Origin of the sequence: Pseudomonas sp. 6D_7.1_Bac1 (assembly GCF_025465945.1) — a bacterium.
In the GTDB taxonomy this organism is placed as follows: Bacteria; Pseudomonadota; Gammaproteobacteria; order Pseudomonadales; family Pseudomonadaceae; genus Aquipseudomonas.
In genome coordinates, this window is sequence record NZ_JANLNW010000028.1 from 19,250 (window position 1) to 33,725 (window position 14,476).

Annotated in this window: 13 protein-coding genes; 7 read left to right on the forward strand and 6 right to left on the reverse strand. The window is 58.3% G+C overall.

The window, feature by feature from the left end:
- Window positions 1–4 precede the first annotated feature (4 nt).
- Window positions 5–862, reverse strand: a complete 858-nt coding sequence (locus NTD87_RS07880) for an SDR family oxidoreductase (RefSeq protein WP_262113079.1) — start codon at window positions 860–862, stop codon at window positions 5–7.
- Between the two features lie 188 nt (window positions 863–1,050).
- On the opposite strand from NTD87_RS07880, the gene exbB reads away from it, so the two are divergent.
- The 6 genes from exbB to NTD87_RS07910 all read left to right on the forward strand — a co-directional run bounded on the left by exbB (window position 1,051) and on the right by NTD87_RS07910 (window position 8,005).
- Entirely contained in the window at window positions 1,051–2,049 is a 999-nt protein-coding gene (gene exbB, locus NTD87_RS07885; protein ID WP_262113081.1) for a tonB-system energizer ExbB, read from the forward strand.
- A 6-nt stretch (window positions 2,050–2,055) separates the two neighbouring features.
- Entirely contained in the window at window positions 2,056–2,484 is a 429-nt protein-coding gene (gene exbD / locus NTD87_RS07890) for a TonB system transport protein ExbD (protein WP_262113083.1), read from the forward strand.
- Complete coding sequence (locus NTD87_RS07895; RefSeq protein ID WP_262113084.1) at window positions 2,481–3,230, forward strand: energy transducer TonB; 750 nt, start codon at window positions 2,481–2,483, stop codon at window positions 3,228–3,230. Before exbD ends, NTD87_RS07895 begins: the two co-directional genes overlap by 4 nt.
- Before the next feature lie 287 nt (window positions 3,231–3,517).
- Window positions 3,518–4,441: a hydrogen peroxide-inducible genes activator gene (locus NTD87_RS07900; protein WP_262113086.1), complete on the forward strand. Its 924-nt coding sequence runs from the start codon at window positions 3,518–3,520 to the stop codon at window positions 4,439–4,441.
- Between the two features lie 9 nt (window positions 4,442–4,450).
- Complete coding sequence (recG, locus tag NTD87_RS07905; RefSeq protein WP_262113087.1) at window positions 4,451–6,526, forward strand: ATP-dependent DNA helicase RecG; 2,076 nt, start codon at window positions 4,451–4,453, stop codon at window positions 6,524–6,526.
- A gap of 78 nt (window positions 6,527–6,604) precedes the next feature.
- On the forward strand, window positions 6,605–8,005 hold the full coding sequence (locus NTD87_RS07910; protein ID WP_262113088.1) for an aminoacyl-tRNA deacylase and HDOD domain-containing protein: 1,401 nt from the start codon (window positions 6,605–6,607) through the stop codon (window positions 8,003–8,005).
- 89 nt (window positions 8,006–8,094) lie between these two features.
- Here the strand turns inward: NTD87_RS07910 and NTD87_RS07915 are convergent, their stop codons facing one another.
- Window positions 8,095–9,378 (reverse strand): hypothetical protein, encoded by a 1,284-nt coding sequence (locus NTD87_RS07915; protein ID WP_262113089.1) that lies wholly within the window; start codon window positions 9,376–9,378, stop codon window positions 8,095–8,097.
- A gap of 150 nt (window positions 9,379–9,528) precedes the next feature.
- Window positions 9,529–9,915, reverse strand: a complete 387-nt coding sequence (locus NTD87_RS07920) for an SCP2 sterol-binding domain-containing protein (protein WP_262113090.1) — start codon at window positions 9,913–9,915, stop codon at window positions 9,529–9,531.
- Window positions 9,916–10,455: 540 nt separating this feature from the next.
- Here NTD87_RS07920 and NTD87_RS07925 point away from each other — a divergent pair.
- Window positions 10,456–10,845 carry a DUF6124 family protein gene (locus NTD87_RS07925; RefSeq protein ID WP_262113091.1) on the forward strand — a complete coding sequence of 130 codons (390 nt, stop codon included), beginning with the start codon at window positions 10,456–10,458 and terminating at the stop codon, window positions 10,843–10,845.
- Between the two features lie 143 nt (window positions 10,846–10,988).
- On the opposite strand, the gene NTD87_RS07930 is transcribed toward NTD87_RS07925, so the two are convergent.
- The 3 genes from NTD87_RS07930 to NTD87_RS07940 form a co-directional block, all read right to left on the reverse strand.
- Window positions 10,989–12,356 carry a lysozyme inhibitor LprI family protein gene (locus NTD87_RS07930; RefSeq protein ID WP_262113092.1) on the reverse strand — a complete coding sequence of 456 codons (1,368 nt, stop codon included), beginning with the start codon at window positions 12,354–12,356 and terminating at the stop codon, window positions 10,989–10,991.
- A gap of 69 nt (window positions 12,357–12,425) precedes the next feature.
- Window positions 12,426–13,562, reverse strand: coding sequence for a lysozyme inhibitor LprI family protein (locus NTD87_RS07935; protein ID WP_262113094.1), 1,137 nt, complete (start codon window positions 13,560–13,562; stop codon window positions 12,426–12,428).
- Between the two features lie 153 nt (window positions 13,563–13,715).
- Entirely contained in the window at window positions 13,716–14,471 is a 756-nt protein-coding gene (locus NTD87_RS07940; RefSeq protein WP_262113096.1) for a hypothetical protein, read from the reverse strand.
- Between the last annotated feature and the right edge of the window lie 5 nt (window positions 14,472–14,476).

Consider the following 14,476-nt stretch of genomic DNA (forward strand, 5'->3'; position numbering starts at 1 on the left):
CAACTCAGCAGCCACCCTTGAGAATCGCTGTATACCCTTCGCGAAAGCTCGGATAGCGCGGCGTCCAGCCCAGCGCCTTGGCTCGTGCGTTGCTGCAACGCTTGCTGCCGGTACGACGCACGCTGGCGTCCTCGGACCATTCGGTCACTCCAAGGTACTCGCGCAACCAGCCCACCACGTCCGCCAGTGGCGCGGGTGCATCGTCGACGCCGATATAGCAGTCCTCCAGCGCAACCCCCTGGTGATCAGCCGTGAGCAAAAAGGCCAGCAACCTTGCGGCGTCGTCGGCATGAATGCGATTGGCATACAGCGGCGGGTCGACGGCCACGCGATAACCCCGACGCACCTGAGTCAGCAGCCACTCGCGGCCCGGACCGTAGATCCCGGTCAAGCGCACCAGGCTGGCGGGGATGCCACTGTTCAGTGCGATCTGCTCGGCCTCCAACATCAAGCGCCCTGAGTAACCGCTCGCTTGCGTCGGCGAGGTTTCGTCGATCCATTCACCGTCCTGCTGCCCGTAAACGCTGCTACTGGAAACGAACAGCAAGCGCTTGGGTGCCTGACCGTAGTCGTTCAGCCATTCCAGCACATGCTGCAAGCCCTGGACATAAGCGGCACGGTAACCGGCCTCATCGTGATCGGTGGCAGCCGCGCAATACACCAGGTAATCCACCGCACCGACGGGCCAGGTCGCCGGACAGTCTTCATTGAACAAGTCGCCGGCCACGCCAATAACGCCCTCGGGCAGGCGCGAGATATCACGCCGCAGGCCATGAACCTCCCACCCCGAGGCCAGCAATTGAGTAGCCAGACGGCTGCCGACATCACCACAACCGGCGATCAAAACAGAAGGCACGGACATCAAAACTCTCCCATCAGAAAGACACAGACTAGCCTTGGCATTGGACGAGCGGCTAGCAATACAAGAAAAAAAGAGACTCTATTACTTTTGTTAACAAGAATTACTTGCAATAATGCCTGCCACTTTTGTTCTCGGCCCGCGAGGCCTGGAAGGACATTAACCCTCTTCTTCTCTCAGGTCCGGCCAGCATGACACGTAATCCACTCTCCGCTTCGCCAACCACGCTTGCTCGCCCATCTCGCGCCCTGAGCGCGGTCGCCGCACTGCTGTTCAGCCTGCTGCTGGCCCCGACCGCCGCCTTCGCCGATGAGCCAACCGCCGCACCGACTGCAACAGCAGCAGCGCCAGCCACTGCCGCTCATGACAATGCTGACCACGCCGCCCCGGTCGCGACGCCCGTCGCCGCCGACCCGGCACTGGCCGCCGAAAACGCTGCCGCTGACGCACCCGAGGTCCTCGAAGCCGACAACACCCTGGGCATGGCCCATGACCTGTCGCCGTGGGGCATGTACCAGAACGCCGACATCATCGTGAAAATCGTAATGATCGGCCTGGCCATCGCCTCGATCATCACCTGGACCCTCTGGATCGCCAAGGGCCTTGAGTTACTGGGCGCCAAGCGTCGTCTGCGCGGTGAGATCGCCAATCTGAAAAAAGCCACCACCCTTAAAGAAGCCAGCATCAGCGCGGCCAAGGAAGGCACCCTCGCCAACCTGCTGGTCCACGATGCCCTGGAAGAAATGCGCCTGTCGGCCAACAGCCGCGAAAAAGAAGGCATCAAGGAGCGCGTCAGCTTCCGTCTTGAGCGTCTGGTAGCCGCCTGCGGCCGCAACATGAGCAGCGGCACCGGCGTGCTGGCCACCATCGGCTCCACCGCACCGTTCGTCGGTCTGTTCGGCACCGTGTGGGGCATCATGAACAGTTTCATCGGCATCGCCAAAACCCAGACCACCAACCTCGCCGTCGTCGCTCCCGGCATCGCCGAAGCCCTGCTGGCCACCGCGCTGGGCCTGGTGGCCGCGATTCCTGCAGTCGTCATCTACAACGTCTTCGCCCGCTCCATCGCCGGGTACAAGGCCCAGGTTTGCGACGCTTCGGCACAAGTCCTGCTGCTGGTCAGCCGCGACCTCGATCACCTGCCGGCCGAGCGCACCGCCTCGCAACCGCACATGGTCAAAGTAGGGTAATCCGCCATGGGCTTGCATTTAAAGGAAGGCGCAGACGACGATCTCGTCGAGAACCACGAAATCAACGTCACGCCGTTCATCGACGTGATGCTGGTGCTGCTGATCATCTTCATGGTGGCCGCCCCGCTGGCCACCGTGGACATCAAGGTTGACCTCCCCGCCTCGACCGCCAAACCGGCACCGCGACCAGAAAAACCGGTGTTCCTCAGCGTCAAGGCTGACCAGCGCTTGTACCTGGGCGAAGACGAAGTCAACGCCCAAACCCTCGGCGCGACCCTCGATGCGCGCACCCAGGGCAAGAAGGACACAACCATCTTCTTCCAGGCCGACAAAGGCGTGGACTACGGCGACCTGATGCACGTGATGGATGCCCTGCGGGCCGCCGGCTACCTGAAAGTCGGACTGGTCGGACTTGAGACGGCAGCCAAGAAATGATCACGACGCGCCAAAAGCTGACGCGTTACGGCGCTAGCCTGGCCGTGGTGCTGGGCGTCCACGCGGTCGCGATTCTGCTCGCGCTCAACTGGAAGTCCTCACCGCCTGTCGAGCTGCCACCGATGGCAATGATGGTCGAGTTGGCGCCGGTTCCGGCACCACCGCCACCGGCACCGCCCAAGGTCGTAACGCCACCGCAACCACCGGCTCCGGTGGAAGAGCTGCCGTTGCCGAAACTCGCGGAAGCGCCAAAGCCGACGATCTCAGTGCCCAAGCTGGTCAAACCCAAGCCCAAGCCTCAACCACCCAAGCCGGTAGAGAAAAAGCCCGAGCCGCCGAAGGAAAAACCGTCCGAGGAAAAACCCAGCGACACGCCGCCAACCAACGCCCCGACGGAGAAATCCGCACAACCTGCCCCAGGCCCAACGCCTTCGCAGACTGCAGCCAAGGAAAGTTGGCAAGGCACGCTGCTGGCGCACCTGGCCAAATACAAGAAGTACCCGCCAGCCGCCCAATCACGTGGCAAGGAAGGCTTGAACCGTCTGCGCTTCGTGGTCGATGCTCAAGGCCAGGTGCTGTCGTATGAACTGGTCGGTCGCTCCGGCAACGCCGACCTGGACCGGGCCACCCTGGAAATGATCCGCCGCGCCCAGCCACTGCCCAAGCCACCGGCCGACATGCTGAACAACGGCTCGATCGAAATCGTTGCGCCGTTTGTTTATTCCCTGGAAAAACACCGACGCTAAGACACAGTAGATTCCCATGTGGGAGCGAGCCTGCTCGCGATGACGGCGCAACATTCAACATTGACGTCGACTGTCATACCGCTATCGCGAGCAGGCTCGCTCCCACAGGGTTCTTCAGTCGCCGCAGAAATATCTGCAATCTTTAAGAAAGGCACCGAAAGGTGCCTTTTGCATACCTGCCAGCGGCAAACACGCATTGCACAGTGTCGCTCTCCTCCCTCAGTCTGATAACGTGCGTCTATCGATTGCAGCCGTTATGCTTGGCTGCATCTTCATGGACGCCCGCTATGACCCTCACAGAATTACGCTACATCGTTACCCTCGCCCAAGAGCAGCACTTCGGCCACGCGGCCGAGCGTTGCCACGTCAGTCAACCGACCCTGTCGGTGGGCGTGAAAAAGCTTGAAGACGAACTCGGTGTGCTGATTTTCGAGCGCAGTAAAAGCGCGGTGCGCCTGACCCCGGTCGGCGAAGGCATCGTCGCCCAGGCCCAAAAAGTCCTCGAACAGGCCCAAGGCATTCGCGAACTGGCCCAAGCCGGCAAAAACCAGCTGACCGCCCCGCTGAAAGTCGGCGCGATCTACACCGTCGGCCCGTACCTGTTCCCGCACCTGATTCCGCAACTGCACCGGGTCGCCCCGCAGATGCCGTTGTACATCGAAGAAAACTTCACCCACGTCCTGCGCGACAAACTGCGCAACGGCGAGCTGGACGCGATCATCATCGCCCTGCCGTTCAACGAAGCCGACGTGCTGACCCTGCAACTCTACGACGAGCCGTTCTACGTCCTGATGCCGGCCCAGCACCCCTGGACCGAGCAAGCATCCATCGACGCCAGTATGCTCAACGACAAGAGCCTGCTGCTGCTCGGCGAAGGTCACTGCTTCCGCGATCAGGTGCTCGAAGCCTGCCCGACCCTGGCCAAAGGCAACGACGGCGCCAAGCACACTACCGTCGAATCCAGCTCCCTGGAAACCATTCGGCACATGGTCGCCTCTGGCCTGGGCATCTCGATCCTGCCGCTCTCGGCCGTCGACAGCCACCACTACGCCCCCGGCGTGCTCGAAGTGCGCCCACTGACGCCACCGGTGCCGTTCCGCACCGTGGCCATCGCCTGGCGCGCGAGCTTCCCACGCCCGAAAGCGATTGAAATCCTCGCTGACTCCATCCGCCTGTGCTCGGTGGCCAAGCAGCCAGCGGTTGCGGGTTAAGCGTTAGCCATGACGGAGCTGTCGCAGGTGTCGGTCACGGCACTCAAGGGTGTCGGCGAAGCCATGGCCGAAAAACTGGCCAAGGTCGGCCTGGAAAACCTCCAGGACGTACTGTTCCACCTGCCGCTGCGCTACCAGGATCGCACCCGCGTGGTGCCGATCGGCCACTTGCGGCCGGGTCAGGACGCGGTGATCGAAGGCACCGTCAGCGGCGCCGACGTGGTCATGGGCCGGCGCCGCAGCCTGGTCGTGCGCCTGCAGGACGGCACCGGCGGGCTCAGCCTGCGCTTCTACCATTTCAGCAACGCGCAAAAGGAAGGCCTGAAACGCGGCACCCGCATACGCTGCTACGGCGAGGCCCGGCCCGGCGCGTCGGGACTGGAAATCTACCACCCGGAATACCGCGCCATCACCGGCGACGAACCACCGCCGGTGGATGCAACCCTGACGCCGGTCTACCCGCTCACCGAAGGCCTGACCCAACAGCGTCTGCGCCAACTGTGCATGCAGACCCTGACGTTGCTGGGCCCGAGCAGCCTGCCCGACTGGCTGCCACAAGAGCTGGCGCGGGACTACCAACTGGCGCCGCTGGCCGACGCGATCCACTACTTGCATCACCCGCCCGCCGATGCCGATGTCGATGAACTCGCCCTCGGTCATCACTGGGCGCAGCACCGTCTGGCCTTCGAAGAACTGCTGACCCATCAGCTGTCGCAGCAACGCCTGCGCGAAAGCATGCGCGCGCTGCGGGCGCCGGCCATGCCCAAAGCCACCCGGTTGCCGGCCCAATACCTGGCCAACCTGGGCTTCCCGCCGACGGGCGCGCAGCATCGGGTCGGCAATGAAATCGCCTACGACATGAGCCAGCACGAACCGATGCTGCGGCTGATTCAGGGCGACGTCGGCGCCGGTAAAACCGTGGTCGCTGCCCTCGCAGCATTGCAAGCGCTGGAGGCCGGCTATCAGGTCGCGCTGATGGCGCCCACCGAGATCCTCGCCGAACAGCACTTCATCACCTTCAAGCGCTGGCTCGAACCGCTGGGCCTGGAAGTCGCCTGGCTGGCCGGCAAGCTCAAGGGCAAGAACCGCGCCGCCGCGCTGGAACAGATCGCCCGCGGCACGCCAATGGTGGTCGGCACTCATGCGCTGTTCCAGGACGAAGTGCAGTTCAAGAACCTCGCGCTGGTGATCATCGACGAACAACACCGCTTCGGCGTCCAGCAGCGCCTGGCGCTACGGCAAAAAGGCGTTGGCGGGCGGATGTGCCCGCATCAACTGATCATGACCGCCACCCCGATTCCGCGAACCCTGGCCATGAGCGCCTACGCCGACCTCGACACCTCGATCCTCGACGAACTGCCGCCCGGCCGAACCCCGGTGAACACCGTGCTGGTCACCGACACGCGCCGCGTCGAAGTCATCGAACGGGTGCGTGCGGCCTGCGCCGAAGGGCGTCAGGCGTATTGGGTGTGCACGCTGATCGAAGAGTCGGAAGAGCTCACCTGCCAGGCCGCCGAAACCACTTACGAGGACCTCACCGCCGCCCTCGGCGAGCTGAAGGTTGGCTTGATCCACGGCCGCATGAAGCCAGCGGAAAAAGCCGACGTCATGGCCCAGTTCAAGGCCGGCGCGCTGCAACTGCTGGTGGCGACTACGGTGATTGAAGTCGGCGTCGACGTGCCCAACGCCAGCCTGATGATCATCGAAAACCCGGAACGCCTGGGCCTGGCGCAACTGCACCAGTTACGCGGTCGAGTGGGCCGGGGCAGCGCCGCCAGTCACTGCGTGCTGCTCTACCATCCGCCGCTGTCGCAGATCGGCCGCCAACGCCTGGGTATCATGCGCGAGACTAACGACGGCTTCGTGATCGCCGAAAAAGACCTCGAACTGCGCGGTCCCGGCGAGATGCTCGGCACCCGCCAAACCGGCCTGCTGCAATTCAAGGTCGCCGACCTGATGCGCGACGCCGATCTGCTGCCGGCCGTGCGCGACGCGGCCCAGGCATTGCTGGAGCGCTGGCCGCATCACGTCAGCCCGTTGCTCGACCGCTGGCTACGACATGGGCAGCAATACGGCCAAGTGTGAGCACCGTCTCAGTTTCTGGGCGATGGTTTTAAACAAGCTGGTTATACTCCTGCAATTGTTTGAAAACGGATACAGGCCATGACCGAAGTTGCCCTCGCACCCGAAGCCCCGCACGCCCCGTCTGTTATTCGGCTGCTGCTTGGCAAGCTGGGCATCAGCTACGCCGAAGTGCTCGATCGCCCGGGCCTCAACCCCGCCCGCAAGGTGCAAGCGGTGTTGCTCGACGACGCTGTCGGCGCGCTCATGGTGCTGTTCCCGCAGAGCCAGTTGCTGGACCTCAACCGCCTCGCCGAACTCACCGGCCGCCGGCTCACCGCCGTGCCGACCGAACGCCTGGAGCGCATGCTCGGCAAACACAACCTGAGCTTTCTGCCCGGCCTGCCGGCGCTCACCAGCTCGCCGTGCCTGTACGAAGAAAGCCTGCTGCGCGAACCTCAGTTGCTGATCAATTCCGGTGAGCCGGGCGTGCTGCTGGAAATCACCAGCGAAGACTTCAAAAGCATGCTGACCAAGGCCAGCGCCGCAAACTTCGGCGAAGCCCTGAGCCTCATCCGCCCGAACCTCGACCGCCCCGACGATGACCGCGAGGAAATCACCCAAGCGGTGCAGGCCTTCACGGCACGGCGCATTCAGCAGCGCCTGGAAGCGACCATCGAGATTCCACCGCTGGCCGAAACCGCGCAAAAAATCATCAAGCTGCGGGTCGACCCCAACGCCACCATCGACGACATCACCGGCGTGGTCGAAACCGACCCGGCCCTGGCCGCGCAAGTGGTGAGCTGGGCGGCGTCGCCGTACTACGCGTCGCCGGGCAAGATTCGTTCAGTGGAAGACGCAATCGTCCGCGTGTTGGGGTTCGATCTGGTGATCAACCTGGCGCTGGGCCTGGCCCTGGGCAAAACCCTGAGCCTGCCCAAGGACCACCCGCAACACACCACGCCGTACTGGCAGCAATCGATCTACACCGCCGCCGTCATCGAAGGCCTGACCCGCGCCATGCCGCGTGCCCAGCGCCCGGAAGCCGGCCTGACCTACCTCGCCGGCCTGCTGCACAACTTTGGCTACTTGCTGCTGGCCCACGTCTTCCCGCCGCACTTCTCGCTGATCTGCCGCCACCTGGAGGTCAACCCGCACCTGTGCCACAGCTTTGTCGAGCAACACCTGCTGGGCATCAGCCGTGAACAGATCGGCGCGTGGCTGATGCGCTACTGGGACATGCCCGACGAACTGGCCACCGCGCTGCGCTTCCAGCACGACCCAAGCTACGACGGCGCCTACGCCGAATACCCGAACCTCGTCTGCCTGACCGTGCGCCTGCTGCGCAGCCGCGGCATCGGCTCCGGCCCCGACGAAGAAATCCCCGACACCCTGCTCGACCGCCTCGGCCTGACGCGCGACAAGGCCGAAGACGTCGTCAGCAAAGTCCTCGAAGCCGAAGTGTTGCTGCGCGAACTCGCTTCGCAGTTCACCCAGGCCTGAAACGCATCGCGGGCAAGCCCGTCCCCTACAGGATCTCGGTGATCCCTGTGGGGACGGGCTTGCCCAAGATAGGATCTATCTGCATCGCATCATGCGAGAAACCGCGCCATCCAACCAAAACCAGGATGTTCCCAATGATGCAGGCTGCCGCTGAGCACGGTCTTGCCATCTTCCGTGACCGTAGCACCCCGGAGCTCTGTCAGGCCTTCGTCAAACTTAAAGGCCGCCCAGCCCTTCTCATTGAACGTCATATCCAGGCTGCCATCAGCCAGTAAACGTGCAGTGACTCCCCCGCCATCGGCAGTAACACCCCAGGGGCCGCTCTTCCCGGCAACGATGATTTTTTCATCATGGAATGCACAGTGCGTCCAGCTCACACCTTCGGTCAGCATGTCTGAAATCAAAGGTTTGCCATCGTTGAACACGAGATTGAAAGAGCCACTACCATTCAGAGCGATAGCCATGCCTTTAGGGAAACCATTCATAGTCACGTCGCCCACAGCCATGATCATGACGACCTCACTGTCACGCTCGAGCACAGCGAACGATTGCAGGATGGCAAAGCCCATATCACGATCCGCAACAAGCACAATCCCAGTGTTATTGAATGTGTGATCGGCCCGCCCTTGTTGGTCGAGGCGGGCCACGAAGCCGCCTTGAACCATACCGCCTGGGGTGACGTACGTACCACAGACCAGAATATGGCCGTTCGCTTGCAATGCGACAGCCTTGGCCTCGTACCATTCGTGATCTGGAAGTTCGATGATCACCCATCCAGAACCATTGAACCCGGTGTCCAAGGCACCGGTCGCGGTCAGGCGCATGACCAGGCTTTGAGGGTTAAACAGGTCACTGACGATGAGTACAATCTTGCCATCGGGTTGCTCAATCACAGATACGCCGCCAGCTTGAGCATTTGTTTGGGGTGCTTTTCTTCCAGGTAGCCCTGTGACAGAACCTCCTTCCACGCTGACAAGATTCCGGAGGAAAACTATACCGTTCTCTCCAAACGCCTCCTCCAGCGTGCCATCAGCGCGCAGCCGAAACACAATAGGACCACTGTTGCAATCTGTATAGAAAAAGGCCGAAATCAGCCATCCACCATCCGCCAGGAGGCACACGCCTTCGACTTGGTTTAAGGTAAGCCCCTCCAAATTCATATCAATGACGCCGTCGGCACCGAAGCTGCGATCTGGGGTTCCGTCGACATTCAGCCGAGTGAGCGAGAAATCAGCCACAACGAGTAACTGGCCTGAAGATAGCGTGACAAGGACACCGGGGCTGTATCTAGGCGGCCCGGGGAGCGGAAAAACGACAAGGCCGCTCTCACCAAAAGAAGGATCAAGATGACTCGATTGTATTTGTTGTTTCATGACCGCGCTCCATCGTAGTGAACGAGCCCCCGCAGGAGCACCGTCCACAGTAAAGCATGGGGCCAGAAGCCAACACACCTGTCAGATTTAACAGTAAGACAGTCTTTAGAAGCCTTTTTTATGACTCTTCAAGCCAAAGTCTGTAGCTCCTTAACGGGCTGCAGGAGGCTTCTTCCTCGGCTTCAAATACTTGGTCAACCCCTGGAACCACATCACCAGCGCCGGGTTGCCCTTGATCTGAATCGACTTGTCCTGAATCCCGGTCATGAACGCCAACTGCTTGTTCTTCGCCTGCATCGTGGCAAAGCCATAAGCGGCATCTTTAAAGGCAATCGCAAACGCAGGCTCCGCATACACCCCGGACTGGCTGGTAATGCGCTGACCTTTCACCACGAAGTGCCGCGCCACCTTGCCGTCCAGCGTCTGCAACTGGAACACCAACTCTTTATCACCCAACTGCTGCTGAAACGCCGGATTGGTCCGACTGGCCTTGCGCATTAGCAAGCCCATCATCCACAGAAGAAAACGAAATTTCATGCCCAAGCCCCAAAAGAAAAATGAACGCTGGCGCAGTGTAGCGGCTTAAACCCAGAACGCCACCGTTGCACAGCGTTAGAAGAAGATGAAGCGCTTTTTAAGCACGATGACCACCAAGTCACACTTCTCAAAGCCCACCACATCCCCCCGTAGCAGCTGCCGAAGGCGGCGTTCGGCCGCGCAGCGGTCGTAAAACCAGACACCTCGGTCTCGGCCCCATCCCAGCCCCATTGGCCTCGGACATTTCCTTCAAGTTGTAGCGGTGTTCAGTAACTAGCCCGGCCTGCGGGTCAGGGCTAGTCTCACCCTGTCACCAAAAAACGGTGACTCGGACGTGCAAGTCCGGTCCAGGTGCACAATCGTAGATGGCTATTCATCGAGCGTTTTTCTATGCTCGCGAATCGTTATGGCGGCTGTGCGTCGGAGACCTTCGGGTCTGCCGGGTTCCTGGACCGGTCTTGCACACCAACGCACAGCTGCCACCTCTTTCGAAGCGCAAGCGAAACGGTGTCAGCTCCTTAGTTCCAGGGAGATACACCCATGTTCAAAGCAACGCCTAATCCACCGGAAGACTCAGCAACATCCCCCTACGAATCCCTAGATTCAAAAAAACTCCACGAAGCCGCCGAACGCGCCCTCGACCACCACCTCGGCACACCCCCACCCAAAATCCACCTCGCCGACGCCCGCAAAGGCCAACTCTTCATCGTCGCCCCAGACGTCGACACCGACAGCCTCCTGGCCAACGCCTCCGAAGACATCGCCTCCATCAAAGCCATCGCCGGCGACCTCGCCTTCGAAATCGAAGGCTCCCGCCGCAACGTCGCCCTCGCCATCTACCGCATGGCCGAAGGCGCACAACTGCTCATAGACCGCGCCATGGACAACCTCGACCCACCGAATCCGGTGGAGTATCGGGTCAAGGTGTAGGGTTAGTCGCAAGTTGAGAAGACAGGGGATAGGTTTGTTTGAGAGCCAACTTCATCAGAGAAGACATTTAAATAAATCTCTCCCCCATTTCCTCTCCAAAGCAGTTGAAGGGCGCGTTGCGCACCCTTCATCACCGGGTCGTACTAATAGCAGTTGCTGGCCGCTATCGGATCAGTCACTTCCGACTGAAGTCGTTTAACAGCATTGAGACCCGACTCGTAACCTTTGTTGGCAGCAAGCTGATAACAGGCCAAGGCTCGGGGAATATCCTTTTTACCGAGATCGCCACTTTCCCAATGAGAGCCCAACGAAACGAACGCATTCGTTGACCCCATGGAAGCGGCACGAATCAGCTCTTTTTCAACCTCAATTGGTCGCTGACATGGCCCTTCCCCAGCCGTTTCATTGCCAAAACAATAGAAGCCTGCCAGGGACTCAGCCCCGCCCGGTGAATTAACGGCCGACGCTTTGAACAAAGCCTCGACTTTGCCGTATTCCAACTGCGGCGCCATACCCGACAGACTCAGCCCAGCAGCAGCCAAACTCGACTCAGGATCGCCTGAAGCGGCCGCGCACAGGTAATTTTCCAAGGCTGCTTCAAAAAGCTCGCGCGTCAGCCGGTATTGCTCAAGACCACCCAAGCCAACAAATCCCAGTGCGCGCTGTGAGCAGAAACTCTCCGCGCGACTCATCGACCGCGTACTTGCTACAGAAAGTTCTTTTTCGGGAATCGACCAATCCTCAACCCCAACAAGCGTCCAGCAGGCCTTCCTCGAAAAATTGAAGATCTTGATATTGCTGTTGCCGGCACGTTTATCCAAGACGTTAACGCGACGGTCATCTACCTTCTCGATTTCTATCCCTTCCACCTTCCCATCGGGTATCGCAACCATTAACGGAAACGCCAAATCACGTCCGACCTCGGCAGTGACGTAAGGCTCAATCCGCCCTATATCCGACGTTCCCTTTAACACCAACAGCTTCACCGCCTGCGCCGTTAGCCGCTTTTGCGATTCGGCATTAACGGAAAATTCGGGCAAAAACTGAGCGAAGTCTTGCGAAGGGCACGAGCCACGCCCAATTGCCGACCCACTCCCACTATCGGACGCGATGTTGTCCAGAAACACCGACCGTTCACGGCTCATGTTGGCAATACAATTGTTGACTGCTGTCACATATGCCGACGAGCCTGCTTCCGTCTCCAACGCATCAATCAGGCAATCGGTATCACGCAATTTGATCCAGGCCCGCTGAGCCTCTTGAACCTTTGCCTTGTGTTCCGCAGCTAGCACTGGATCAGTCTGATACCCGCCTTCAAGCCGCACCATCAGTTCTTGATAACTCGCGTTCAACTGCGCGTCAGCAGCAGCCTTCGCACTCACAGAACACCTTTCACCCTGAGAGTTCGTTGCGACATCAACACATGCGTCTTGAGCAAGTGCAGCGGGTACTAGTGGCGACAAACAATTAACCAGCGTGCAAAAAAATATATGCACCCAAAGCCTGCTCATAGAAAAATCCCTTACGCATCAATTCCCGAAGATAAAAAATTGAACACTAATTATTAAAGCGAGCCTGCACTATTCATCCGGTGCTATAGCTATCTTCAGCATGGAGCCCTCAAGATATACAATGGCCTCCCGACCATTCACTTCAACTGGTGTAGGGTTTTGAATCACCGCATGGTCATTCGCGTCAACAATCTTAGCGAGTGTCTTATCGACTACATTGGCTCGCCAGATCGTCTCGTCACCGTTTTTAAAATAAAATACCGGGCGTGGTTTACTCCAAATAGGATTAAAGATATTCCAACCTATTGCCGGCATATTAGTAGGTGCGACGATTTCGAATCCAGGCGTGTGCGAGTAGTAAATTTTCAGCTGACTGAACATATCGCTACCACTAAAGAGCAAGCCGCCTCTGGCGTTTTCATTAGTGTTTGACCACTGCTGGAATAGCAGGCTGCTTTCCGCTGGCTCTGCGCTCGAGCCCAGCTTGTAAACCATTCCTTTTATCAGATTTTTCGTTATTTGTTGCCGATAGTAAAAGGCCCCATCAAAAATCCCGGCAAACCTTTTTCCGTCGTCATTGCTACCTAGGTCTATTGCACCATCGAAGCCGATGTTTTTCGCAATGGTGTGAACAATGGGTTGAGCCATTGGACTTTTATCTACGTATTCGTACAAGCTACCTCTATAACAAGCCATTGTGACGTCATAGTACCCCTCAAAAGCTATAACATATAACATGCCTGACAACGTTTCTGCGGACAGAATGAAACGTTCAGCGACATTTTTTTCATTCGGAAGACCCGCTAGCTCCACGGTTTTCCATGAGCGATCGTATTGCGTATAAGCTTTATTTTCTGGCAGCAACTTTATGTCTTTTCCAGTGACTGAAACAACCTCCGGCAACGGTGTTAAAAAGCGAATTTGTTGATCGTAAGCATCTTCCAGACACTCCGTTGACTCGCAGGTATTGCGTATTGATGCAAGCCAGTCACTTTCGATAACTTGGAAAGTTCGCCGATTTTTCAACGGCTTAAACACTGCACTTAGCTGCTCATCCAACGTAGACAAGGAGGGAGTATCACAGATTTTCTTTTCCATTTCTGTGGATGCCTTACCGCAGTCGAATCCTGCGGACTGGGCATAGGAATCAAATAGAAATAGCGCGACAAATGCTATTCCAGCAGTAAAAAAATTTGATACTTTCATAAACACAGCCTTCAGGTCAATTTCAGTACAGATTGTGCGAAAGGGAGGACCCTGCAATTAAAAACTGCAGGGTGAGTAGGCTTTTAACCTTGACTCGAGACCGGCTAATGGGTGTCCTCTTTAGCCACTTAACATCACATGCAATATCTAATGTCAGCACCCGTCCACATTTTCGCAAAGGACCCAACCGCGTATTTCTTTTTTCTTCGCTGTTGTGTAAAGAATAGAGACCCATCCGGCTGAGACAGCCTCCTGCTTTACCTTGTCGCCCTTTACCAAATACATCTTTGTATCAGTTGCCATGGACTTCAACGAATATATTGACGTCTTTTTATTAACATTTAGATCAGGTAGGTTATCGCTCGCCCAGCCACGGTAATTTTTAGACGCCAGTTGAGAAACAACAGCATCGCGGGTCTTGAAAGGATAGGTGTAAATCGGCTTATCGTCATTGTCGTCTGGAGAGAGGACGTCAGCACCACTTCCGAAGTAATCCGTTAATTTTTTATCGAGGGTGAACCCTCCCTCGGCTTTGTGAAACACCATAACGCTGAAATAGTCGCTTCCGTAGCTTACCCCGGTAAAGGCACGAATAGGTGCGCTATGAATAACAAATAGCTCATTCTCACCACTCACTACATTTTCTGTGAAAACGTCTCGTACCTCGCCAGGATCTGCAACATAAGGCAACCGTGAAATGAATTTTGTGATACCGGTAGAGCAATCAAGAAAGCTGACGCCAAGCCCCATTTCCGGGTTTGGCTTACCCTCATCCTCAAGTACGGCGATTGAGCTGAAAACAATCACCCCCCCCTCTACCGCTAACGGTGGATAAGGTGCGTCCTTAGGTGCCTCACATGCGAAAGCATAGGAAGCACCAAAAAAAATCACCGAAACCAATAAACGCATAACCC

What these genes read in the sequence shown, in the direction of transcription:
- recG (WP_262113087.1), top strand. Translation starts at nt 4,451, where the DNA reads ATGACGGAGCTGTCGCAGGTGTCGGTCACGGCACTCAAGGGTGTCGGC.
- NTD87_RS07920 (WP_262113090.1), bottom strand. Translation starts at nt 9,915, where the DNA reads ATGAAATTTCGTTTTCTTCTGTGGATGATGGGCTTGCTAATGCGCAAG.
- NTD87_RS07915 (WP_262113089.1), bottom strand. Translation starts at nt 9,378, where the DNA reads ATGAAACAACAAATACAATCGAGTCATCTTGATCCTTCTTTTGGTGAG.
- exbD (WP_262113083.1), top strand. Translation starts at nt 2,056, where the DNA reads ATGGGCTTGCATTTAAAGGAAGGCGCAGACGACGATCTCGTCGAGAAC.
- exbB (WP_262113081.1), top strand. Translation starts at nt 1,051, where the DNA reads ATGACACGTAATCCACTCTCCGCTTCGCCAACCACGCTTGCTCGCCCA.
- NTD87_RS07895 (WP_262113084.1), top strand. Translation starts at nt 2,481, where the DNA reads ATGATCACGACGCGCCAAAAGCTGACGCGTTACGGCGCTAGCCTGGCC.
- NTD87_RS07900 (WP_262113086.1), top strand. Translation starts at nt 3,518, where the DNA reads ATGACCCTCACAGAATTACGCTACATCGTTACCCTCGCCCAAGAGCAG.
- NTD87_RS07880 (WP_262113079.1), bottom strand. Translation starts at nt 862, where the DNA reads ATGTCCGTGCCTTCTGTTTTGATCGCCGGTTGTGGTGATGTCGGCAGC.
- NTD87_RS07910 (WP_262113088.1), top strand. Translation starts at nt 6,605, where the DNA reads ATGACCGAAGTTGCCCTCGCACCCGAAGCCCCGCACGCCCCGTCTGTT.
- NTD87_RS07935 (WP_262113094.1), bottom strand. Translation starts at nt 13,562, where the DNA reads ATGAAAGTATCAAATTTTTTTACTGCTGGAATAGCATTTGTCGCGCTA.
- NTD87_RS07925 (WP_262113091.1), top strand. Translation starts at nt 10,456, where the DNA reads ATGTTCAAAGCAACGCCTAATCCACCGGAAGACTCAGCAACATCCCCC.
- NTD87_RS07940 (WP_262113096.1), bottom strand. Translation starts at nt 14,471, where the DNA reads ATGCGTTTATTGGTTTCGGTGATTTTTTTTGGTGCTTCCTATGCTTTC.
- NTD87_RS07930 (WP_262113092.1), bottom strand. Translation starts at nt 12,356, where the DNA reads ATGAGCAGGCTTTGGGTGCATATATTTTTTTGCACGCTGGTTAATTGT.